Source organism: Microcystis wesenbergii FACHB-1317 (genome assembly GCF_014696875.1).
In the GTDB taxonomy this organism is placed as follows: Bacteria; Cyanobacteriota; Cyanobacteriia; order Cyanobacteriales; family Microcystaceae; genus Microcystis; species Microcystis wesenbergii_A.
The window spans coordinates 1-21,767 of the sequence record NZ_JACJQV010000160.1 but is presented as its reverse complement, the minus strand read 5'-3'; the positions used below and the strand labels follow the sequence as shown (position 1 = coordinate 21,767).

At 43.0% G+C, this 21,767-nt stretch carries 22 protein-coding genes and 1 pseudogene; 14 read left to right on the top strand and 9 right to left on the bottom strand.

The window, feature by feature from the left end:
- Window positions 1–264: 264 nt before the first annotated feature.
- From H6F92_RS14260 to plsY, 4 genes are all read left to right on the top strand, one after another.
- Window positions 265–444: a replication restart DNA helicase PriA gene (locus H6F92_RS14260; RefSeq protein WP_190358433.1), complete on the top strand. Its 180-nt coding sequence runs from the start codon at window positions 265–267 to the stop codon at window positions 442–444.
- Window positions 445–740: 296 nt separating this feature from the next.
- Window positions 741–1,766 carry an ABC transporter ATP-binding protein gene (locus H6F92_RS14255; protein ID WP_190358432.1) on the top strand — a complete coding sequence of 342 codons (1,026 nt, stop codon included), beginning with the start codon at window positions 741–743 and terminating at the stop codon, window positions 1,764–1,766.
- Window positions 1,767–1,848: 82 nt separating this feature from the next.
- Complete coding sequence (gene fabG, locus H6F92_RS14250; RefSeq protein WP_002799931.1) at window positions 1,849–2,544, top strand: 3-oxoacyl-ACP reductase FabG; 696 nt, start codon at window positions 1,849–1,851, stop codon at window positions 2,542–2,544.
- A 74-nt stretch (window positions 2,545–2,618) separates the two neighbouring features.
- A complete protein-coding gene (gene plsY / locus H6F92_RS14245) occupies window positions 2,619–3,269 on the top strand; it encodes a glycerol-3-phosphate 1-O-acyltransferase PlsY (protein ID WP_190358471.1) in 651 nt (216 codons plus the stop codon).
- 245 nt (window positions 3,270–3,514) lie between these two features.
- On the opposite strand, the gene H6F92_RS14240 is transcribed toward plsY, so the two are convergent.
- The 4 genes from H6F92_RS14240 to H6F92_RS14225 are packed head-to-tail and all read right to left on the bottom strand — an operon-like array spanning window position 3,515 to window position 5,734.
- A complete protein-coding gene (locus H6F92_RS14240; RefSeq protein WP_190358431.1) occupies window positions 3,515–4,699 on the bottom strand; it encodes a glycosyltransferase family 4 protein in 1,185 nt (394 codons plus the stop codon).
- Between the two features lie 6 nt (window positions 4,700–4,705).
- Window positions 4,706–5,206 carry a ribonuclease toxin HepT-like protein gene (locus tag H6F92_RS14235; RefSeq protein WP_190358430.1) on the bottom strand — a complete coding sequence of 167 codons (501 nt, stop codon included), beginning with the start codon at window positions 5,204–5,206 and terminating at the stop codon, window positions 4,706–4,708.
- A complete protein-coding gene (locus H6F92_RS14230) occupies window positions 5,184–5,555 on the bottom strand; it encodes a nucleotidyltransferase family protein (protein WP_190358429.1) in 372 nt (123 codons plus the stop codon). Before H6F92_RS14230 ends, H6F92_RS14235 begins: the two co-directional genes overlap by 23 nt.
- A gap of 26 nt (window positions 5,556–5,581) precedes the next feature.
- Window positions 5,582–5,734, bottom strand: a complete 153-nt coding sequence (locus H6F92_RS14225) for a hypothetical protein (RefSeq protein ID WP_190358472.1) — start codon at window positions 5,732–5,734, stop codon at window positions 5,582–5,584.
- A gap of 44 nt (window positions 5,735–5,778) precedes the next feature.
- Here H6F92_RS14225 and crtH point away from each other — a divergent pair, with 44 nt between their 5' ends.
- From crtH to H6F92_RS14210, 3 genes are all read left to right on the top strand, one after another.
- Window positions 5,779–7,290, top strand: a complete 1,512-nt coding sequence (crtH, locus tag H6F92_RS14220; protein WP_190358428.1) for a carotenoid isomerase — start codon at window positions 5,779–5,781, stop codon at window positions 7,288–7,290.
- Window positions 7,291–7,751: 461 nt separating this feature from the next.
- Window positions 7,752–9,431 (top strand): ABC1 kinase family protein, encoded by a 1,680-nt coding sequence (locus tag H6F92_RS14215; RefSeq protein WP_190358427.1) that lies wholly within the window; start codon window positions 7,752–7,754, stop codon window positions 9,429–9,431.
- A 143-nt stretch (window positions 9,432–9,574) separates the two neighbouring features.
- On the top strand, window positions 9,575–10,060 hold the full coding sequence (locus tag H6F92_RS14210) for a DsrE family protein (RefSeq protein ID WP_185239063.1): 486 nt from the start codon (window positions 9,575–9,577) through the stop codon (window positions 10,058–10,060).
- A gap of 96 nt (window positions 10,061–10,156) precedes the next feature.
- Here the strand turns inward: H6F92_RS14210 and H6F92_RS14205 are convergent, their stop codons facing one another.
- Complete coding sequence (locus H6F92_RS14205; RefSeq protein ID WP_190358426.1) at window positions 10,157–11,215, bottom strand: tocopherol cyclase family protein; 1,059 nt, start codon at window positions 11,213–11,215, stop codon at window positions 10,157–10,159.
- Window positions 11,216–11,217: 2 nt separating this feature from the next.
- On the opposite strand from H6F92_RS14205, the gene H6F92_RS14200 reads away from it, so the two are divergent.
- On the top strand, window positions 11,218–12,468 hold the full coding sequence (locus H6F92_RS14200; RefSeq protein ID WP_190358470.1) for an FGGY-family carbohydrate kinase: 1,251 nt from the start codon (window positions 11,218–11,220) through the stop codon (window positions 12,466–12,468).
- Window positions 12,469–12,691: 223 nt separating this feature from the next.
- Here the strand turns inward: H6F92_RS14200 and H6F92_RS14195 are convergent, their stop codons facing one another.
- Window positions 12,692–13,273, bottom strand: a complete 582-nt coding sequence (locus H6F92_RS14195; RefSeq protein ID WP_125731130.1) for a thioredoxin family protein — start codon at window positions 13,271–13,273, stop codon at window positions 12,692–12,694.
- Window positions 13,274–13,444: 171 nt separating this feature from the next.
- On the opposite strand from H6F92_RS14195, the gene H6F92_RS14190 reads away from it, so the two are divergent.
- Complete coding sequence (locus H6F92_RS14190; protein WP_190358425.1) at window positions 13,445–13,678, top strand: ISAs1 family transposase; 234 nt, start codon at window positions 13,445–13,447, stop codon at window positions 13,676–13,678.
- Between the two features lie 141 nt (window positions 13,679–13,819).
- Complete coding sequence (locus H6F92_RS14185) at window positions 13,820–15,265, top strand: DUF3370 domain-containing protein (protein ID WP_190358424.1); 1,446 nt, start codon at window positions 13,820–13,822, stop codon at window positions 15,263–15,265.
- A 301-nt stretch (window positions 15,266–15,566) separates the two neighbouring features.
- Here the strand turns inward: H6F92_RS14185 and glmU are convergent, their stop codons facing one another.
- On the bottom strand, window positions 15,567–16,919 hold the full coding sequence (gene glmU / locus H6F92_RS14180; protein ID WP_190358469.1) for a bifunctional UDP-N-acetylglucosamine diphosphorylase/glucosamine-1-phosphate N-acetyltransferase GlmU: 1,353 nt from the start codon (window positions 16,917–16,919) through the stop codon (window positions 15,567–15,569).
- A gap of 191 nt (window positions 16,920–17,110) precedes the next feature.
- Between glmU and H6F92_RS14175 the strand changes: the two genes are divergently transcribed.
- The 4 genes from H6F92_RS14175 (at window position 17,111) to H6F92_RS14160 (ending at window position 21,154) form a co-directional block, all read left to right on the top strand.
- On the top strand, window positions 17,111–17,278 hold the full coding sequence (locus tag H6F92_RS14175; RefSeq protein ID WP_002756735.1) for a hypothetical protein: 168 nt from the start codon (window positions 17,111–17,113) through the stop codon (window positions 17,276–17,278).
- A gap of 92 nt (window positions 17,279–17,370) precedes the next feature.
- Window positions 17,371–18,114, top strand: coding sequence for a DUF561 domain-containing protein (locus H6F92_RS14170; protein ID WP_190358423.1), 744 nt, complete (start codon window positions 17,371–17,373; stop codon window positions 18,112–18,114).
- A gap of 568 nt (window positions 18,115–18,682) precedes the next feature.
- Window positions 18,683–19,942: a dihydrolipoamide acetyltransferase family protein gene (locus H6F92_RS14165; RefSeq protein WP_190358422.1), complete on the top strand. Its 1,260-nt coding sequence runs from the start codon at window positions 18,683–18,685 to the stop codon at window positions 19,940–19,942.
- A 264-nt stretch (window positions 19,943–20,206) separates the two neighbouring features.
- The gene (locus tag H6F92_RS14160) at window positions 20,207–21,154 is read left to right on the top strand and encodes a PRC-barrel domain-containing protein (protein WP_190358421.1); all 948 of its coding nucleotides are present in this window, start codon (window positions 20,207–20,209) and stop codon (window positions 21,152–21,154) included.
- A 147-nt stretch (window positions 21,155–21,301) separates the two neighbouring features.
- On the opposite strand, the gene H6F92_RS14155 is transcribed toward H6F92_RS14160, so the two are convergent.
- Window positions 21,302–21,529 carry a type II toxin-antitoxin system HicA family toxin gene (locus H6F92_RS14155; RefSeq protein ID WP_149987308.1) on the bottom strand — a complete coding sequence of 76 codons (228 nt, stop codon included), beginning with the start codon at window positions 21,527–21,529 and terminating at the stop codon, window positions 21,302–21,304.
- A 124-nt stretch (window positions 21,530–21,653) separates the two neighbouring features.
- A pseudogene (locus tag H6F92_RS14150) lies at window positions 21,654–21,767 on the bottom strand (IS5/IS1182 family transposase); the annotation flags it as partial.

Genomic DNA, 21,767 nt, shown 5'->3' with positions numbered 1-21,767 from the left:
TAGCAGTAAGGGATCAGCAGTTTAAGAGTTCACTTTCCGGCTTTCTCTTCCCCAAAATTGCCGATGCCTATCCGATCACGGTAAAAAACCCTAGGAAGAAATTATTAAATTTTTCAAGAAAAATTGCAAAGTTTAGTAAAAATTACTAGCCAGATCAGATGATCGAGTTCATAATGGGGATCAAGGAAAAAATAGACTTAAACCGATTGGGATCAAGAAAAACTAGCTTTATATACAAAAGATAACTAATTAACGAGGTTTGCTATGATCACCCTGCAACAAGTACGCTGTCCTAATTGTGGAAATTTTGCCGAAAGACAGCATATTTTAGAACACCATCTCGTTAGCACCGCCTGTCCTCGCTGTGATTATCTGTTAATTAGTTGCAGTCTGACGGGAAATGTACTAGAGTGCTATGCACCCGGTATTGGGTTAAGAAGTTAACTAAGGGAGAGATTCTGGAGACAAGGACAGAACTTAAAAATCTCAGGATTAAATAGGGCTGGCTGAAAAAGTTTTATACAAATATATTAACAACTGCGTGTAAGCATCTCACGGAAAAACTAATGCGCTCTGGGTTTTGGGGGTTCTACCCCGCAAAAGCTGGGATTGAGTGATCAAATCGCAAGTAACGCCCAATTTTAGCTGAGAGTTTCCTTTTGAAGTGGGGAATCTGGGTTAAAATAGACCGAGAAAGTTAACAAAAAAATTGTCTCGCTCAAGTGGGCGAAAATCAGCTTATGACCCTTGCGGTGGCGATCGAAAAGTTAAAAAAATCCTACGGTCAGACGGCAGCGGTTAAAGATATCTCCTTTACCGTGGCAGCGGCGGAAATCTTCGGTTTACTCGGTCCCAATGGTGCGGGGAAAACCACCACGATTCGCTGTCTTTGTACCCTTGCTAAACCCGATGGCGGCAAAATCGAGGTGGGGGGTGTCGATGCCTTGAATAACCCCAAATCCGCCCGTAAACGCCTGGGGTACGTTGCCCAAGAAGTCGCCCTCGATAAAATGCTCACTGGCCGGGAACTGTTACAACTACAAGCGGCCATATATCACATTCCCGCTCAAAAGTCAAGAGATCGCATCAAAGAATTAATAAATCTTTTAGGATTAGAGGAATACGCCGACAAAAAAACAGGAACCTATTCCGGCGGCATCAAAAAACGGCTGGATTTAGCGGCGGGATTACTGCATCAGCCGGAAGTTTTGGTGCTGGATGAACCGACTGTGGGACTCGATATCGAAAGTCGTTTGATTGTCTGGGATTTTCTGCGACAATTGCGGGCGGCCGGAACCAGTGTATTAATTACCAGCCATTATCTCGAAGAAATCGACGCTTTGGCCGATAACTTGGCAATTATCGACAATGGTATCGTCATCGCTCGCGGTACCCCCTCACAACTGAAGGAGCAACTGGGCGGCGATCGCATTACCCTAAAAGTGCGGGAATTTTCCCCAGAGGAAGAAGCTTTTAAGGCGAAAGAGTTATTATCCCGTCTGCCTTTTGTCGAGGAAGTGATCGTCAATACCGTCCAGGGTAACTCCCTGAATCTCATCGTCACGGCCAATAGCAATCCTTTAAGCAAAATTGAGCAAACCCTAGCCGAATCGGGATTACCCGTGTTTAGCATCGCCCAATCCCGCCCTAGTCTCGATGATGTCTATCTGGCGGCCACTGGACGCACCCTGATGGATGCGGAAATTGCCGCCGCCAGCAGTCGCGACCTGAAAGCGGAGAAAAAACAAGCGATGAAGGAATCCTAGTTCAGGGAGAAAGGCTGTAATATTGCCTAATTGACTGGTTAAATCGTCTATAATTGGAGCGATCGACTATCTATCAATCAATATGAAAGATAAACGGGTATTGCTGACCGGCGGTACGGGAGGACTGGGTTTAGGAGTCACTCCGGCGGTTTTACACCATGGCGGTCATCTGACCATGACCTATCGGGAGGAAAGGGAGGTGGGTCGTCTGAAATCTCGGCTGAGTGCGGCGGAATTTGAGCGTATTCGCTTTGTCAGGGTGGATTTAACCCAAGAAACTGCCGTGGCTAGATTAATTGATGATCTCGGTCGGGTCGATGTTTTAATTCATCTAGTCGGGGGTTTTACCATGGGGGCGACGGAGGAGTTTAGCTATGAAGATTGGCTAAAAATGTTCGATTTAAACCTCCATAGCACTTTTTTACTGTGTAAACACTGTTTACGCTCGATGAAACTTCATAATTATGGTCGTATCGTCACTATCGGTTCTCGTGGTGCCGTACAACCGGGGGCAAATTTGGCCGCCTATTGTGCCTCGAAAGCGGCGGTAGTGGCTTTAACCCAAGCGATCGCAGAAGAAACCAAACAGACTAATATTACCGCTAACGTGGTTTTGCCCAGTGTTATCGATACTCCGGGCAACCGGGAAGCGATGGGAGAGGCAAATGCCAAGGACTGGGTAAGTCCCCAATCTCTAGCCGAGGTGATCTGTTTTCTAGCGGGGGAAGGGGCGAAAGACTTGCGCGGGGCGGCAATTCCCGTCTATGGTTCCCTGTGAGTGTTTTTTGTCTTCGGGCTGATACACTGATGACGGCGCTCGCTCTTGCTAAAAATTGGGTTTAATTTATGCTTATGCCGATTCTTATCAGTCTTACTGTCTTGCTTTTATCCTATCTGCTCGGTTCAATTCCCACGGGTTATTTAATCGGTAAATACAGCAAAGGTATCGATATTCGTGACTATGGTTCCGGTTCCACTGGGGCTACCAATGTGCTGAGAACTCTGGGAAAAACTGCCGGGGCGACGGTGTTATTAATTGATATGTTAAAAGGAATGGCGGCGGTGGCCCTGGTACGAGGACTATATTTTATGGATGTCAATCCTCTCCCAGAAAGTTGGTATTATTGGTTAATTATCGGGGCAGCATTGGGGGCAATCATTGGTCATAGTAAATCGATTTTCTTGAATTTTAGCGGGGGGAAATCCGTCGCCACCAGTTTAGGGGTTTTATTAGTGATGAATCCCCTAGTGGCTTGCGGAACTTTGGCGAGTTTTTTGGTTATGCTCACACTTTTCCGGATTGTTTCTTTAGGTTCGATTATCGGGGCGCTGGTGGTGAATATTTTAATGGTTGTTTTGGGTCAACCTCTCCCCTATATTTTATTTAGTTTGATGGGTGGAATCTATGTGATTGTTCGTCATCAGGGTAATATTAAAAGATTGTTGGCAGGGACGGAACCGAAAATAGGCCAGAAAGTACAGCCATCATCGGAAGTAGGTTAAATAACTTTTTCAAGTCAGAATAACCCCTATGAAATGAAGTTGACGGTTCGGAAAAAAAAGTCAATTCAAATGGATTAAAGCTCTTGCCCTTCTTAGTCGGTGGTAAGCTGAAGGCTCATGGGTTCTTTTATGAATATTTGAGAGGGGGAGAGATAGCGAGGAAATCATGGTTCGATGCCATAATTTCTAGATTTGTTCATTTATTAGTCAAATTATCAGTGAAAGATTGTCTTTTTTGACTTAACTTATTTAGCTAGTAAATATCGATAAATTTGCTCGGTTTTTTCTGCTAATCGTTGCCAAGTGAATTTTTCTTCTACTTTTCTTTGACCGGCTATTCCGAGACTAGCGGCTAAATTATTAGCTAATAATACTTGACAAATTGTCTCGGCTATGGATTGAGATTCTTGGGGGACTAAAAAGCCATCAACCCCTTGAGAAATCACCTCAGCAACCGCAGGAATATCACAACCGATGACGGGTTTAGCAAAACTCCAAGCTTCTGTATAGACTCCCCCAAAACTTTCTTGGGTTGAAGGCACACAGAGAAGAGTACAAGCAGCCAAAGCGTCGGTTTTGGTCTGTAAATCCACGCTACCTAAACGAATAATTCTAGGGTCTTGATATTGGGCATAAATCTGTTCAGAATTGCCCACAGTTGGACCGACAAAAACAAATTTCGTTTCGGGGATTTTTTGCCAAATTTGACTAGCTGCTTGTAGGAGTTGTTGATAACCTTTGTAGGGATAGTGTTGCCCCAAAAAAAGTACCATCGGTTCATTGATTTGATAACGTTGTTTAAAATCTTCGGGATCAGCATGAGCAGCAAGAATTGGACCGACTCCAGTGGTATGAATTTTGTCTTCTTTTACTCCTAATTTAATCAGGATTTGTTTTTCGTTATTGGTTAGGGTAATCACGGCATCAGCTAATTGATAAAGTTTAATATATTCTCGATAGCGCCACCCCACCCACCGGGGATGATGCACAGGGGTGAAAACGAAGGGAATATCTAGTTTTTTAGCGAGATTATAGGAAGCGTAACTGAGTCCCTCGCGACCAATTCTGACGTTATGAATTAAATCTTTATCTTGGGCATAATTAGTTAAATAACTCTCTAAAATATCGGCAAGTTTGGGGAGAGCAAGAGACATTAAGGGATAATATATGGGCAGATAAGGTAAGAGTTTAATTTTATCCTGAAGACTAATACCAATTTGATGAACGGGAATATGATCAATAGTATAATCTTGACTTTTTTGGGGTGCTTTCAGGGTGGTTCCTAGGAGCCAATCCGTGCGATTTTGGTTCCAGTGGGTAATAACTTGGATTGGGTGTTTTTGGTGCAGCTGTTGGGCTAAAAGATGTTGATGCAGTTGCGCTCCACCGATGGCGGGGGGGTAGGCTGTTAAGGTGTAAAGTAGTTTCATATCAGTTTAATTAAGACTGTCTGCTGTGGTTTTTAACCAAAGGATAAAACTATTAATATCTTCTTGGACTTCTAGCCATGTATTATAATAGTTATTAACCAGATTTTCTAATTTTTGTTTTTCCAATTCAAACCCATATATATTGCGAACAACGTGCCGAAAGCTGAGGTATTCATTAAGTTTATACACCGTATCTTCTCGTAATACAGCAGGACGATAATCTTGAGGTTTACTCATAGGATTTAATAGCCTTCTATGCCAGTCATAACTAGATGGTAAACCACCATTTAACTCAGAAGCGATAATTTGAAAAATTCGTTCACATCCTGTATAGAAGTTATGGAGTTTTATAGCTAAACTTTCGGCACAAATATCGGCTAGTGCTGGGTTGGTTAGCATTGCCGCTTGAACTAAACGCATTTGGCTTTCTAGCTGATTTAATCTATTAACTTCCGGGGCAATATCAAGGGCGATTTCTTGTAATTCACTGGCACTCATCGGACGCATAAAGACATTCTCCTGTTTGCAAAACTCTTTTAAGGAAATGAGGTTCTAAGTCTTCTATAGGCTTTAAATCAATCCAGCGATCGCTAATTAAATTAACTTTTCCTAAAGCTTGAAAAAAACTTTCTGGGGGTATGCCAGCCACTGCTAGATCAATATCAGAAGTTTCCTGAAATTTACCTTTAACTAGAGAACCAAACAGGATAATTTTTGTAATTGGGAAATTTTCTTTTAGATAATCAATAACTGGCGGAAGCTTTTTCCTAGCTTCTTGGGCTAATTTTTGATGATATTCCCGCTGCTCTTTTTGGCGTTTTTGCCAGTATTCAAGATAGGGGTTACTTGCCGACATAATAATTATAGTATCGAGAATTTAGCTTAAGTTTCAATCTCTTTTTCTAAGTTGCTGTAGATTTTTCTTGTCCTGTCTAAATTAATTTTCAATTGTCCATAATCAATATTGGCGCCGTAGGCATATCGTCCGCAAATTTTTTGCTCCCAAAAATTAGCCGATAACTGACCGCTAGTCAAGGGTTACAATGGAAGACTGAAACAAAAATTTATAAAGTTGGGTTATGAGTAATCAGTACGATGCGATCGTGATTGGGTCGGGAATCGGGGGATTGGTGACAGCGACGCAATTAGCGGCAAAAGGGGCAAAAGTCCTAGTTTTAGAGAGTTATCTGATTCCGGGGGGCAGCGCGGGTTATTTTGAACGAGAGGGTTATCGTTTTGATGTGGGTGCTTCGATGATTTTTGGTTTTGGCAAAAAGGGGACGACTAACCTCCTAACCAAGGCTTTGGCAGCGGTGGATATGAGTATCGAAACCATTGCCGATCCCGTCCAGATTCATTATCATCTCCCGGACGGATTAGACTTAAAAGTTCATCGCGACTACGAACAATTTTTACAGGAATTAATTAGCCATTTTCCCACAGAAAAAACCGGTATCCGGCGCTTTTACGATGAATGCTGGCAGGTGTTTAATTGTCTCAATAGTATGGATTTACTATCACTGGAAGAACCCCGCTATCTGACTAGGGTTTTTTTCCAGCATCCTTTATCCTGTTTGGGATTGGTCAAGTATTTACCCCAAAATGCGGGAGATGTGGCCAGAAAATATATTAAAGACCCGAAATTATTGAAATTTATCGATATGGAATGTTATTGTTGGTCGGTAGTACCCGCCGATCGCACTCCGATGATTAATGCGGGAATGGTCTTTAGCGATCGCCATTACGGGGGAATTAACTATCCCCGGGGGGGAGTGGGACAGATTGCCCTCAAGTTAGTCGCGGGATTGGAAAAAGCTGGTGGTGAAATCCAGTATCAAGCGAGAGTGACTAAGATTATTTTAGATGCAGGACGGGCGATCGGGGTAAAATTGACCAATGGTAAGGAATATTACGCTAAAAAGATTGTTTCTAATGCCACCCGTTGGGATACCTTCGAGAAACTACTCCCCCCGGAATCTCTCCCGGGTAGCGAAAAAAAATGGCAAAAACGCTATCAAAAATCCCCCAGTTTCCTGAGTTTGCATCTGGGAGTTAAGGCCGATGTATTACCATCAGGAAGCGAATGTCACCATATTTTACTAGAAGATTGGGAAAATATGGAAGCAGAACAGGGAACTATCTTTGTTTCTATTCCTACCTTACTCGATCCCTCCCTAGCACCTCCAGACCATCATATCATTCATACTTTCACCCCTAGCTGGATTGATCAATGGCAAAAACTGCCTCCCCAAGAATATCAACAGAAAAAAGAGGCCGCTGCTCATCGTCTCATCGATCGCCTGAAAAAACTCTTTCCCAAACTAGATACAGGATTAGATTATATCGAAATTGGCACAGCCCGCACCCATCGCCGCTTTTTGAATAGAATCGATGGCAGTTACGGCCCAATACCGCGAAGAAAACTGTTAGGCTTGTTAGGAATGCCCTTTAATCGCACAGCTATTCCTAATCTTTATTGTGTAGGAGATAGTACCTTCCCCGGTCAAGGATTAAACGCGGTGGCCTTTTCTGGTTTTGCTTGCAGTCATCTTCTATCGGTAGATCTGGGTTTACCTAGTCGCAGAGATTAAAAGCTGAAAATCAGGATTTTTACCAGCGAATTCGCAAACGGGAAGGGGATACTTGACAGCGTTTCTCAGATAGATGAAGCGCATTTTTGCGACTGGAGTTTTTACTTCGGCAAGGTTTAATTTATACTTCACCTTGACGAGAAACGCTGTGGGATATTAAGTAGGGAGGCACAATTATTTGTAGGATGGGTTAGCGGTAGCGTAAAATGATTGGGCGTTGGGTTTCATGCTTCAACCCAACCTACGTTCATCTGATATAGCGGTGTGCAGTCGTATGAGGTACAGTGTCACGAGCTATAAACCATGATAGGCAAAGCTTGGTTTGTATCTCACTCAAGCGCTTACCGCTATAACTGATAACTGATAACTGATAACTGATAACTGATAACTGATAACTGATAACTGATAACTGATAACTGATAACTGATCACTGATAACTGATAACTGATCACTGATAACTGATGCTTACTCCCTTTGATTCCCCCAGATCTTTACATTGGCAGCAAAGCTTGCGATCGCCGATTGTTCGTCAATTGGAGATATTTAGCTTTACAATGCAGTTTTTGACTTTTTTGCTCTGGGATCGTTTAACGGGGGCTAATAGGGGCAAAAAACGGCAAAGGAGAGCAAAATGGTTAGTTGATCGCCTCATGAATTTGGGACCAACTTTTATTAAAATTGGACAATCTTTATCGACGCGAGCAGATTTAATTCCGCTCGAATATATCGAACAATTAACCCAATTACAGGATCGAGTTCCCGAATTTAATAGTCAAGAAGCGATCCGAGTTATTGAAACAGAATTAGGACAAACCATAGATAATTTATTTGAAAGTTTTACCGTATCTCCCCTCGCTTGTGCCAGTTTAGGACAAGTGCATCGAGCGCGGTTATTAAGTGGGGAAGAAGTCGTTATTAAGGTACAAAGACCGAATCTAGAAGGACTATTTAATCTCGATTTTGAATTGTTGCATCGTCTCACCCGTTGGTTAAATATTTTCCCCGGAGTGAAAAAATATAATTTAGAAGCTATCTATCAAGAATTCTTTGAACTACTCTTTCAAGAAATTGATTATATTCATGAGGGCAAAAATGCTGATCGCTTTCGGGAAAATTTTAAGAATTATCCCCAGGTAAAAGTCCCTTTAGTTTACTGGCAATATACCACCCGCAAGGTCTTAACTTTGGAGTATGTGCCGGGGATTAAAGTTGATGATCGAGAGACTTTACTAGCTAATGGTATTAACGTAGATGGGATTATTCAACTGGGGATCTGTTCCTATCTCAAACAACTATTACAGGATGGTTTTTTCCAATCAGATCCCCATCCGGGTAATATGGCAGTTAGTCAGGAAGGGGAGTTAATTTTCTACGATTTCGGCACGATGTTCGAGGTAAAATCTGTCGCTAAAGATCAAATGATCGAAACCTTTTTTGCTGTCTTGAGAAAGGATACGGAAACAGTCTTAAAAACTCTGGTGTATATGGGGTTAATTGAACCCGTTAGAGATCTACAACCCGTGCGAAATATCTTGCAGTTTCTTTTAGATGAATTTCGTGATAAACCGGTAGATGTGAGGGCCTTTGAACAAATTAGCGATCAAGTGTATTTAATGTTTAAACAGCAACCCTTTCGCTTACCTCCCCAAATGACTTTTATTATTAAATCTGTCACCACTTTGGATGGGATTGCCCGCTCTTTAGATCCCCAGTATAATTTATTAGCAGCTAGTCAACCTTTTGTGAAAAGTCTAGCGGTATCAGGAGGAACTACCAACACCATGCTTACCCTAGCTAATCAAGCGCGCACTTTTCTTCAACAACAATGGCAAAAAGGTAATAAAAACGAAAGAATGCTCCGTCAGTTAGAGGAAAAGATCGAGCGAGGAAATTTAGTTTTTCAAGTTAAGTCACGGGAAAATGAACGACTTTTGAAAAGAATTTATCTGGGAGTTAAAGTATTAATCAATGTCTGTCTATTGGGATTTAGCATTATCTCAGCCATATTTTTATTAAACACTAACTATAGTAAACTAGCTATTATTCCCTTCAGTTTAGCGGGGTTATTTGGTTTATTCTTTCTGCGTTCTTCCATGGCTTTATTGATTCAGGAAAGATTAGATAAAATCTTAGAAAAGTAAATAATTATCATCTTTAATTAGTAGATCGTTTTTGTTATCCGCAACAAAAATTAAAGTTTGACAGGCTGTCTGTTGACAAGATTTTCCAGAAGTTATCATAATGAAAATGTTTTCATTGCACCTAGCAGCAAGAGGACAAGAAAATGTTATTAAAATCTTTAGCCCTTGGTTCCCTTGTGGGATTATCCTTAGTTACATCTATCCCAGTCTTGGCTAATCCTTCCCTTTCTCCAGTACAAACTAACGAAGCAATAATCGCTGTCGGTCAACAAAAATCCGATTTATTTGTTAATTTAACCACCGATGATCCTTGGCGAGCTGCAATGGCCATTGGTGTCGCCACCAATATGCTGAAAAAAGGTCACTCAACCACCATTTTTTTGAATATTACAGGGGTACACCTGGCTGCGAAGACAATTCCTCAACACACTAACGGTATCACTGGTAAAACCCTGCAAGCAATGTTAGTAGATTTCATCAGTCAAGGGGGAAAAGTCTTAATTTGTCCCTCCTGTATGAAACAAGCAGCCATAAAACCCGAAGATCTAATTGCCGGTGTGGTGACAAGTTCCCCCGATTCCCTAGAAGCAAATTTATTTAAGGAAACGGTTAAAGTAATTAGCTGGTAATCGAGCATTTTCTAGAGAATATCGAGGCTGCCTCTCAAGGTTGTCTGAGATGCAGCCAGATAACTGGATATTCTCCCGTCGTAATGGTGATTTAAATCACTGTTTAATCCATGCTGATGGCCAAATACCGCCAATTTCGAGGCCAGCTAGACGACTAGAGGCATTGATAAGGGTTTTACCACGACTATCAGCCAATTTTATCGATAATTTACCTTTGAGGGTATCTTGACAAGCAAAACAGAGACCTTTTTCTGTGGGTACACGCACGCGATCGGGAGGATGATCACTGATCCCGATTAAGACAATGGTATAATTCTCGTTAGTTGCCCTCATTTCCCAGTATCCCCAGGGTTGCACTGTCCAAGTTAGTTGAGAATTCCAGATATCAAACTTATAAAAGCGATTTTGCCAGTGAATACCGATAATTCCCACCGATTCCGTCCAGTTAAGAACTTTCCGGGTAGAACCCACTGCGGTTAAGGTTAAATCGGGATTTTCAGGGAAAGCATTACAATTAATCCAAAACCACTTTTCCGGGAAAGAATAGCCCCAATTTTTCTCGCTATAAAAAGGTACATTCTCAAATTGATAATTTTTTCCCCGATAGGTAATCATTCCCGTTGCTAAACCATGAGCAGTTAAAATCTGCCAACCTGGGTCAAAAATCGGTAAATAAGATAATATTCCTGCTGTTGCTTGGGGTGGACGCTTTTTATCTCCCCAACTGTACCTAGTTTCAACGTGATAATCCCATTGACAGATTTCTCCGGTGACAGGATCGTAAATTCGTCCTTGCTGCTGGTGTGCCGTTGCTTGATAACCTTCTTGAATAGATTCAAAAAAATCTGACGAAGAAAGCAGACGGGGACGGATTTTTAAGTTAGTTTTTCCCCAATGGATAATGGCTAATTGCTGACGACTTGCCCAAAATTTATCCGTATCGGGAAAAGTGCGACAAAGATAATTAGATTCTATGGCTAAAATTTGTACCGCTCCGCCGCTATTGACTTGACCGCCGCTTGGGTCTTGAATAGAATACATAAAGGCGAATCCGTCGGCTAATTGCGGAATCATGACTCGGAAGTACCAACCTTCAAAGAATCGGGGAGTGATACCATCCCAATGGTAGCCAGAATGAGGGGGTTGTGAAGACATCTATGGGTTTATCTTTAGGTATTGATTTTGGCACATCGGGAGCGCGAGCGATTGCTATTGATTCTAGCAAAAATATCGTCGCTGAGGTTCATTATCCTTTCACTAATGCCAATTTTCAGGATTGGCAAAAGGCCCTATTTTATTTATTGGATAATCTAGGGGATTCGGTACGTTCAGAACTTAAATCGATCGCAATTAATGGTACTTCCTCGACGGTGTTATTATGTGATAATTGGGGTAATCCTCTTTCTCAGGCAATATTATACAATGACGGGCGAGGAATTGCCTTTTTAGAAGCAATTAAAGCTATAGCACCTCCTCACCATCCTGTCATTAGTGCCACCTCCAGTTTAGCCAAATTACTTTGGTGGAGTGAGCAAGAAATTTTTTCGCAAGCGCGTTATTTTCTCTCGCAAGCGGATTGGTTAGCATTTCTCCTGCACGGTAAACTGGGAATTAGTGATTATCACAATGCCTTAAAGTTAGGTTATGATCTCGAAAATCTCTGTTATCCCCATTGGTTAGAGAATTTACCGATGTTTAATTTACTACCGCAAATTTTTGCCCCGGGTACAGCGATCGATACTATTAAACCGGATTTAGTGACTCGTTTTGCTATCCCGAAAGATTGTTTAATTTATACGGGAACCACCGACAGCATAGCGGCATTTTTAGCCAGTGGTGCTAATTCTTTAGGGGCTGCAGTGACATCTTTAGGTTCAACTTTAGTTTTAAAATTATTAAGTAGCCAGAAAGTTGATGATAGTAACTATGGCATCTATAGTCATCGTTTAGGAAATTTGTGGTTAACTGGTGGGGCATCCAATACGGGGGGAGCAGTGTTAAAGAAGTTTTTTTCTGATCAAGAATTGAGAAATTATAGTTTAGCAATAGATGGAGAAAAAGAAAGTAATTTAGATTATTATCCTCTACTAAAAGCGGGCGAGCGCTTTCCCATTAATGATCCTTTGTTACCCGCAAAACTGACTCCCCGACCCGATAATCCTCTAGAATTTTTGCATGGTTTACTGGAAAGTATTGCCCGCATTGAAGCTTTAGGTTATCAGCGTTTACAGGAATTGGGGGCCAATAAATTAGAGCGAGTTGATAGCGCGGGTGGTGGGGCAAAAAATTCGACTTGGAGAATAATTCGTCAGCGTCATTTAGGGGTTCCCGTGCTTTTATCTAAACAGGAGCAAGCGGCCTATGGTACTGCCCTATTAGCACAGCAATCGGTTACGCTATTGAAATAGTCTCATAAGTAGGATTTGCGGCAAAAAGCTTGTTGGTGGGGTTAGGAGTCAGTATTCAGGAGTCAGTATTCAGGAGATAGGGTGATAGGGTTTTGGGGCGATAGGGTGATGAGACAGCTTCCCCATTTCCCCATTTCCCCATTTCCCCATTTCCCCATTTCCCCATTTCCCCACTTCCCCACTTCCCCACACCCTACACCCTACACCCTACACCCTTCGTTAATTAACCATAATAGGGTGGCTCATTACCCAGTTTCCATTTGATATTACAGCCTAAACTCGGTTTTTGGTCTGTCGGCACTGGTTGGCCGGTTAAAACCTTGTCAATAGCGGCGCGGAGATCTTTGCCTGTGACTGGTATTCCATTACTAGGACGACTATCATCCAATTGACCGCGATAGACTAGGCTGCGCTGACTATCAAAGAGGAAAAAATCGGGAGTACAGGCTGCCGTGTAAGCTTTCGCCACTTCTTGGCTTTCGTCATAGCATAAATTGAATTTAAAGTCAAGGGTTATCGCCATTTTTTTCAAATTTTCGGGCGAATCATCGGGATATTTCTCCACGTCATTAGAACTAATTGCGAGGATGCCCAGATTGGTATTAGCATAATCGCGACCTAGACGGGTAAGTTCTTCTTGAATGTGTTTAACAAAGGGACAATGTTCACAGAGGAAGATGACTAACAGAGCGGTTTTAGCCGCAAAGCTGTCCAGAGAGATAGTTTCACCCGAAACCACATCGGGTAAGGCAAAACTGGGGGCTTTTGTCCCCAGATCTAACATTGTGGACTCGGTGCGTGCCATAAAGTTTCTACTCTTTTCTATAGGGAGGACTGAGATTTTTATAGCATTTCATGCTTCATCGCGCAAATTTAAGTCATTGACCAGCATCAGTAAACAGTAAACAGTAATCAGTAATCAGTAAACTGATAAGCCATTGACCTATCTAAATTACTGGTTAGAGCTGCAGTAGTCATGGTTCGCAGTGTCCGCCAATTATGGAATAAAACTACTACAGAAATTCGCTTCTTCATCAGTAGTTTAGCAGCAGATGCCCAAAAACAGGCCGAGGTGATTCGCAGACATTGGAGTATTGAAAATAGTCTCCATTGGGTACTCGATGTTACATTTAATGAAGATGCCAGTGGGATTCCTCTGGGGTATGGAGCGGAAAACCTAGGGGGAGCATCTCACCTTTGTAACCCCTAAATCAGGTTTTATGTCAAGCTATTTTGAAAGCCTTGCTAGAAACCAGTTTTAGGGACAAGTATAATTACTCACTTGCATAAATGAGATGCTCCGGGCAAACGGCAAACTGGCAAATGGCAAACTTACTGGAAAAATCAAATTATGGGAACTTTGCAAGCAAAAAACCACATCCTCAAACCTGTATTCATCATCATATCAGGATTAGCGATTACTCAAACTATTGGCTGTACAACTTTCAATAGCTATCATCAGAAAAATCAAGTAAACGCCCAAACACCTGCAAAACCAGCACCCCAAGAAATTGTACAAACTGGAGAAGTGCGCCCTTTACCTAGTAGTTTAGATAAAATACCTGTTTTTAATAGCAACAGTCCAGAGTGGATCAAAAATGAAGGTATTCTACTTTCTACTTTTACACCTAATAACAAAAAAGTTCCAGCCGCACATTTAAACTTTCCCATTCAAGGCAGATTTGATTTATTTGCTCATCATTATACCCACACTCCCAAGGATTTACAAACCTTATATATAGGAGTAATTTTACATAATTCCAGTAAAAAACCTATCACTATTAACATTTTACAAGGTGCGAGTTATTTAATGACAGAAGCACCGTTTGTCACCTGGCAACCCTACATAGAAAATAACGATGGTAAAGCATTTTCTGGACCAGGTGCAAGAGCAGTAGCGGATGTTTTGCGGGGAGTACGTCAAAAAGAATTTCCAGCAAGAATAGTCATTGCTGCTGGGGGAAGTCAAATGTTATTAAACCATCCTATCCCAGTCAGAAATTTAGAAAAACCTGTCAATGGCAGCTCCAGTTTTTTCCGATTAAATAGCAGTGGTAAAATTTATGCAGCGAGTTTAGCCATGTTTGCGAAAAAAAATGCTGATGGTAGCGAGCGCGCACCCACATTAAAAGAATGGCAAGACTTATTAAATAACGGTAACTTTGCAGGACCAAGAGATAAAACCCCCACACCCCCAGATGCAAAAGGAGGTCAATTAATTTACAGCAGAGTCGCAGGTATATCCGAAGGTGCAACATGGAAAGCAAACCTCACAGACAACACCAAAACCCAAACCCTGACTATTCCCGAACCAGGTAAAACTATTTCTTATCCCATAGCCACCTTACGGGGTGGAAGGTTAGGAACAGAACAAAGCCAAACCGCAAAAATGCTAGTGCGGTATCCTGATACTGCTTACGAAGCACATGGTAACTATGGGGTAGAATATCAACTCAACATACCTTTAACTAATAACACTAATAAAAATCAGACAGTTAGCATCACTTTAGAAACTCCATTAAAAGAAGATAGACTATCTGAAAAAGGAATTAAATTTAGAAAACCATCATTAGACTTTCCCTTTTTCCGTGGTACAGTGCGTTTAAAATATAGCGATGATCAAGGTAAACAACAAACCCGTTATGTACATTTATGGCATAGAACAGGGCAGGTTTTAGATCCTTTATTAAAACTAGATTTAAAACCAGGAACTCAAATAAAAGTACAATTAGATGTTATTTATCCACCTGATTCTACACCGCCGCAGGTGGTTACAATTAAGACTTTGGAAAATTAAAATAAATTGCAACAGACAAAAATCACTGACTGCCTTGTCTGTTACGGCGAACTGACAGGAGTTAATCTGAGAGGAAGCAAAAAAAAGGGCGTTGCTGAATCAAGGTATGAATGACAACCTTGCATCCATCCAAAAGTTAGTTTGGGTCTAGGTTTTAAAAATCCCACACAAGAAGATTCAGAACTCAAATCAGCAACGCCGGTTGAATGGTACTCAACCCCTCTTTCTTTCCTCCCCGTTTATCTTGACTCTAATCTCGGAATTTAGCAACAGTTTTCTTAGCTTAAATCCCAGAATTAACCTACTGAAACTGATCTGCCCAATTTTCGATCACACGCTGACTTTCGCGAGCAATAACTAAAGCGTTATCGGGGACATTTCTAGTAATTGTAGAACCCGCAGCCACGGTGACATTTTTTCCTAATTTTAAAGGGGCCACTAAAACACTATTTGCCCCGGTTTTTGTGCCACTGCCGATCATAGTTTGGTGTTTTTTTACACCATCGTAATTAGCAGTGATTGTTCCCGCACCAACGTTAACTTTTTCCCCTAAAGTGGCATCTCCCAGATAGGATAAATGGGCAATATTGGTTTTATTGCCGATGTCACTTTTTTTAATTTCAACAAAATTACCGACTCGACAATTAGCCCCAATTTTCGCTTCTCCGCGCAAATGAGCATAGGGACCGATGCGACAACCAGAATCCACCTGACTATCAGAAATAACCGAAAATAAGACCGTTACATCGCTGCCTATGCGACTATTTTCGATTAAACTCCCCGGACCTATACGACAACCAGAAGCGATTATCGTCTCACCGCGCAGATGGGTTTGGGGTTCGATAATCACATCGGGACTGAGGGTGACAGTATCCTCAATGGTGACACTATCGGGGTCAATAATGGTGACTCCAGCGGCCATCCAATCATCTTTGACTCTAGTTTGCAGGATATCATAGGCGGCGGCCAATTGTTTGCGATCGTTAATGCCGCTAATTTCTAAACAGTCCTCCACATCCACGGCCATGACGGGATCGAGAAAATTGACCACATCCGTGAGATAATACTCACCTTGATCGTTATTGGGGGTTAAATTAGGCAGTATAGCCGCTAATTTTGACCAATTAAAGCAGTATATACCTCCATTAATCCGGTGGTTTTGTCGTTGGGCATCGGTACAGTCTCTTTCTTCCACAATCTGCTTAACGAGATTATTGCCATCACAAAAAACTCGACCGTAACCTTTCGGGTTAGGGAGGTTAGCAGTTAAGAGGGTGGCAGCGTTACCATGGTCTTGATGAATCTGGAGAAGATTTTGCAAGGTTTCGGGACGCAACAGGGGAACATCGCCATTTAAGACCAACAAATCCCCCTGAAAGTCCTCTAAATGGGGGATTAACTGCTGAATAGCATGGCCAGTGCCTAACTGTTCCTTTTGTTCGACAAATTCGATATCCTCGAGATGCTGTAGAGTATTTCGCACCTGTTGCCCTTGATAACCGATAATTACCAGTTTTCGCCGGGGATGTAAGGATTCGCTGACATTAAGGACCCGTTCCACTAGCGATCGACTGCCGAGGGGATGTAAAACTTTCGGAAGGCTGGACTTCATTCGGGTTCCCTTACCCGCTGCTAAAATTGCTACCGCTACCATGGTCATGCTTGCCAATATCGTTCGCGACTGAGTATATCGCACTCCGATCCCCTTGGTTGCAAGAATTTTTCCCCTCTTTCATCCTGTGCCAGTTGAGAAACTACCATAAAAAGGTTTTCTTTAAGACATTGTCAAGGTACTATACACAAATTGAAACAATTAAACATAATCAGCATTCTATAGATACCGCTATGACAACTGTACTAACTAAGGAATCCTCCGCCATGAAACAGATTCGCACCACCTACCAAGCTGACCAACAGGTGAAATACCTGCATCTGGAAGCGGAAATCGAGGTACTGCTGCAACAACTGCAAAACCTCAAGCGCAAAAACCAAGAGAATCAACACCTAAATTAAAGAAAATTTCCCTAAGAATTCTCAAATCCCACCCTCTGATCGGCGAGAAGGTGGGAAAATGTTTTTTGAGAATTCCAGATAGGTGTAGATTAATGATCAATTTTGCCTTACAGCAAGCCTTCGCCCGTCGTCATGCCCTGAAAGTGATTAGTGGGTTAAATAATTTCGATCGCTCGCAGGTTCTCTCAGTAGTTAAAGCCGCTACAGCCGGAGGAGCAACTTTTGTCGATATTGCCGCTAATGCTGACCTAATTGGGTCCGTAAAAGCCTTGACAAATTTACCCGTGTGTGTATCGGCCGTCGAGCCAGAATTGTTGGTGATGGCAGTGGCGGCCGGGGCCGATTTAATTGAGATCGGTAATTTCGATAGTTTTTATGCCCAAGGACGCATTTTTGAAGCTGCGGAAGTTTTAGCCCTAACCCGTCAAACTCGCGACTTACTGCCCGAAATTACCCTGTCTGTGACAGTTCCCCATATCCTACCCCTCGATGAACAGGTGAGACTAGCAGAAGCTCTAGTTAGTCAGGGTGCTGACATTATTCAAACTGAAGGCGGCACTAGCAGTCAACCCCGTCACGCCGGTATTTTGGGACTGATTGAAAAAGCTGCCCCGACTTTAGCGGCAGCCCACGCTATTTCCCATGCGGTTAAAGTTCCCGTCCTCTGCGCTTCCGGTTTATCCAGCGTTACCGCCCCTATGGCGATCGCTGCTGGAGCGGCCGGTATCGGTGTTGGTTCGGCGATCAATCAATTGGATAATGAAGTGGCCATGGTGGCAGCTGTGCGCGGTTTAGTCGAATCTCTGCAAGCACAACCGGTCCCTATTGGCAACTAGAACAATTTTTGTCTAGATACGACGGAGAAGGGTCTGTTTTCCCTTCTCTTTTTCCCTTTGTCACCAGTTATCAGTTACCAGATGTGAGTTTTCAGTTATCAGATGTGAGTTAAGCTGTACTGAATTTAAACCGCGTCTTGGAAATTTTAGTACAAATGCTCAAACTGCTTCTCCCTGCTCCGCAGCTCCGGCGCTCCCCTGCAATCTTAACGAGCAATTTAGATATAGCGTTTTTCAGTCTGCTGAGGTACAAAAGTTATGGGTTTTAGGCAAAAGGCAAGAGGGAAAAGGCAAAAGGGAAGAAAAATAGGTGTACCTCACTAGCTTAGGAAACGCTATAGTCAAAAGCTTATCAGTTCACTGATTACTGCTCACTGATTACTGATTACTGATTACTGATTACTGATAACTGATTACTGCTCACTGATAACTGATTACTGCTCACTGATAACTGATTACTGCTCACTGATAACTGATAACTGATAACTGATAACTGAAAAGCCCCAACCCCATCAACTGTGGTAAAATGCGCTATGGCTCAAAACATTAGAGATAGAAGCACTCCACCATGATTCGAGATATCTTCATGCCCGCGCTCAGTTCCACCATGACCGAAGGAAAAATAGTTTCTTGGGTGAAGTCCCCCGGGGAAAAAGTCAGCAAAGGGGAAACGGTGTTAGTGGTCGAATCCGACAAAGCCGACATGGACGTGGAATCGTTTTATGATGGCTATCTCGCTGTAATTTTAGTCGAAGCTGGCCAGGAAGCACCCGTGGGGGAAGCGATCGCCTATATCGCCGAAACTGAAGAGGAAATTGAACTGGCCAAAGCTCAGGGAAAAACCGCCGCAGCTGCCCCTAGCAAGCCCGTAGAGACCCCAGAAATCGCTCCGCCTCCCGTTTCGATCCCCGTCGCCGCCGTTAAAGATAATGGCCGTTTAGTCGCCTCTCCCAGGGCCAAAAAACTGGCTAAAGAATTAAAGGTAGATCTGAAAACCCTAGTGGGTAGCGGTCCCCACGGACGAATTACCGCCGAAGACGTAGAAAAATCGACAGGAAAAGTCAGCACCGCCCCCGCTCCTGTCATTACTCCCCCGCAACCCGTCAGCGTCCCTGTAGCGGCTCCTAAAGCCCCGATTCCAACCAGCGCCCCAGTCGGTCGGACTGTTCCCCTCACCACTCTGCAAAAAGCCGTCGCTCAGAATATGTCGGTTAGCCTACAGGTTCCCACCTTCCAAGTGGGCTACACTATCACCACCGACCCACTGGATCAACTCTATCAACAGCTAAAATCCAAGGGTGTCACCATGACGGCCCTGTTAGCAAAAGCAGTAGCCAACACCCTCGCTAAACATCCGATCGTTAATGCCAGCTATAGCGACGCAGGAATCCAATACCACGGAGCGATTAACGTGTCCGTAGCCGTAGCTATGCCTGGTGGTGGCTTAATTACGCCGGTTTTGCGCTCTGCTGACCAGATGGATATCTATTCCCTCTCCCGCAGTTGGAAAGATTTAGTTGATCGCGCCCGCAGTAAACAACTGCAACCGGAAGAATATAATAGCGGTACTTTTACCATTTCTAATCTGGGAATGTTCGGAGTCGATCGCTTTACCGCTATCTTACCCCCCAACCAAGGTGCAATCCTGGCCGTGGGTGCTTCCCGTCCCCAAATCGTCGTCAATAAAGATGGTTTATTCGGAGTGCAAAAACAGATGACGGTTAATCTCACCAGTGACCACCGAGTCATCTACGGGGCCGATGCTGCCTCCTTCCTGCAAGACTTGGCTAAACTGATCGAAACTGAGGTGCAGTCCTTAACTATGTAATCAGAATCTAGACAGCAGGAGCCAAGGGAGTTTCTCTCTAGCTCCTGCTTTGTTGTTACTAAAAAAATGTAAAGAATTAGCTAAAATGGGTTTAACCCTATCTATCACCCGAAACTATCGCCCAAACAAGGCCAAAAAAAGTGTTAATCTCAGGGAACTTTAAGATCTAAGCCAATATCGGTAAATTAACCCTCGATCTCGCCCTATATATTAAGCCTACACTAATTCGTATTCCCACGACCTAACGCCTACCCATAGGAAAAAATGATCACAGAGAATAGTCGCTTACGTTCAGAATTTTTAAATACACAGGTTATCACTCGCAATACAGGCAAAAAACTCGGCGTTGTTAAAGATATCCTAGTAGATATCGATCAACGAGAAGTGGTTGCCCTGGGACTCCGCGATAATATCCTCTCCTTGTCGGGAATGCCTCAATATATGTATTTATCGAGCATCAGTCAGACGGGAGACGTGGTTCTCGTTGAAGATGATAACGTCTTGGAATCCGTCGATATCGATGCTTATACTCCCTTAATCGGTAGTGAAGTGATCACGGAAACCGGCGAACCTTTAGGCAAAGTCCGCGATTATCAATTTGATCCCCTTAGTGGTCAATTACATTCCATTATCATTGCTTCCCTAGGATTGCCTCTGATCCCCGAACAATTGATCAGTACCTACGAAATTTCCATTGAAGAAGTGGTTAGCAGCGGTCCGAATCGCTTAATCGTCTTTGAAGGGGCCGAGGAACGTCTCACCCAAGTTAGTGTGGGGGTTTTGGAACGTTTGGGTATTGGTCGTCCCCCCTGGGAAAGAGAAGAGGAAGAAGCTTATTATACCCCCGCTGCTCGCCCAGAAAATCAGTTAGGTACGGGTATTCCCCTCCGCACTCCCGTGGAGGCCGCTAAACCCGTTGAAGAACGCTGGAGTGAAGACGAATGGGAAAAAGAACCCCTGCGGGCCAATCCCCCACCGCAAAAACGGGCCGAAGCTCGTTATTATGAGCAAGAATACGAGGAAGAAGAAGATAACTGGGGAGAGGCTCGCTCAGAACGCGCAGAAAGCTTTTCTCGTCCTCAGTACGACGATTACGAAGATAAGGCCGAGGATGATATGTGGGATGATGACGTGGAACCAGATTACAATCCCCCCCGCATCAATATCACCGAGAAGAAAAAAGAGAGAATCCCCGAATACGAAGACGGTTAATCTTTGACAGTCCCCCTATCCATTAGTTACATATTTCTTAACATAAAATTTGACAAAAAAAGAAAAGTGTGCTATGTGGACTAAGGGGGTTCTCTGGGGGGACTAAATATTTTTGGTATCACTTCGAGTGCAGTGATTTGTCAGACTTTACAGATGTTCAATGAACTCTTCAACTGTGACTTGGGCTTGTTTCAGAATTCCACTTAATGTACCAACCTTCAATTCCTGATGTACAGGGACAACACAACCAATTTTGCCCTCTTCGGTTTCTTTCTTCATCACAACATGGCTACCTGTTTGACGAACTTGCTCGAAGCCTAAGCGTTCAAGAGATCTAACTGCCTCCCGACTAGAGATTCGTGGCAGCTTAGGCATAACTAACCTCAATACTGGTCACAAATCTAGGGGATGTTTCTGGTAAGGTAAATTCCTCTAGGTAAAGCCGTGTGGCTTCTTTCAATCCAGCAATCGCCTGCTCAATAGACCTCCTGCAAAAGTCCTATTCAGCTACTTGATGATAGCCTAAAGCAAGTTCATAGTTGTAAATGCCAGCGATTAAATTAAATCTCAGACCAAAACGCCGTCTCCGATTCCTATATCTTGATGATAAAAT

Coding starts and splice junctions, on each gene's coding strand:
- H6F92_RS14260 (WP_190358433.1), top strand. CDS start 265: ATGATCACCCTGCAACAAGTACGCTGTCCTAATTGTGGAAATTTTGCC.
- H6F92_RS14255 (WP_190358432.1), top strand. CDS start 741: ATGACCCTTGCGGTGGCGATCGAAAAGTTAAAAAAATCCTACGGTCAG.
- fabG (WP_002799931.1), top strand. CDS start 1,849: ATGAAAGATAAACGGGTATTGCTGACCGGCGGTACGGGAGGACTGGGT.
- plsY (WP_190358471.1), top strand. CDS start 2,619: ATGCCGATTCTTATCAGTCTTACTGTCTTGCTTTTATCCTATCTGCTC.
- H6F92_RS14240 (WP_190358431.1), bottom strand. CDS start 4,699: ATGAAACTACTTTACACCTTAACAGCCTACCCCCCCGCCATCGGTGGA.
- H6F92_RS14235 (WP_190358430.1), bottom strand. CDS start 5,206: ATGCGTCCGATGAGTGCCAGTGAATTACAAGAAATCGCCCTTGATATT.
- H6F92_RS14230 (WP_190358429.1), bottom strand. CDS start 5,555: ATGTCGGCAAGTAACCCCTATCTTGAATACTGGCAAAAACGCCAAAAA.
- crtH (WP_190358428.1), top strand. CDS start 5,779: ATGAGTAATCAGTACGATGCGATCGTGATTGGGTCGGGAATCGGGGGA.
- H6F92_RS14215 (WP_190358427.1), top strand. CDS start 7,752: ATGCTTACTCCCTTTGATTCCCCCAGATCTTTACATTGGCAGCAAAGC.
- H6F92_RS14210 (WP_185239063.1), top strand. CDS start 9,575: ATGTTATTAAAATCTTTAGCCCTTGGTTCCCTTGTGGGATTATCCTTA.
- H6F92_RS14205 (WP_190358426.1), bottom strand. CDS start 11,215: ATGTCTTCACAACCCCCTCATTCTGGCTACCATTGGGATGGTATCACT.
- H6F92_RS14200 (WP_190358470.1), top strand. CDS start 11,218: ATGGGTTTATCTTTAGGTATTGATTTTGGCACATCGGGAGCGCGAGCG.
- H6F92_RS14195 (WP_125731130.1), bottom strand. CDS start 13,273: ATGGCACGCACCGAGTCCACAATGTTAGATCTGGGGACAAAAGCCCCC.
- H6F92_RS14190 (WP_190358425.1), top strand. CDS start 13,445: ATGGTTCGCAGTGTCCGCCAATTATGGAATAAAACTACTACAGAAATT.
- H6F92_RS14185 (WP_190358424.1), top strand. CDS start 13,820: ATGGGAACTTTGCAAGCAAAAAACCACATCCTCAAACCTGTATTCATC.
- glmU (WP_190358469.1), bottom strand. CDS start 16,919: ATGGTAGCGGTAGCAATTTTAGCAGCGGGTAAGGGAACCCGAATGAAG.
- H6F92_RS14175 (WP_002756735.1), top strand. CDS start 17,111: ATGACAACTGTACTAACTAAGGAATCCTCCGCCATGAAACAGATTCGC.
- H6F92_RS14170 (WP_190358423.1), top strand. CDS start 17,371: ATGATCAATTTTGCCTTACAGCAAGCCTTCGCCCGTCGTCATGCCCTG.
- H6F92_RS14165 (WP_190358422.1), top strand. CDS start 18,683: ATGATTCGAGATATCTTCATGCCCGCGCTCAGTTCCACCATGACCGAA.
- H6F92_RS14160 (WP_190358421.1), top strand. CDS start 20,207: ATGATCACAGAGAATAGTCGCTTACGTTCAGAATTTTTAAATACACAG.
- H6F92_RS14155 (WP_149987308.1), bottom strand. CDS start 21,529: ATGCCTAAGCTGCCACGAATCTCTAGTCGGGAGGCAGTTAGATCTCTT.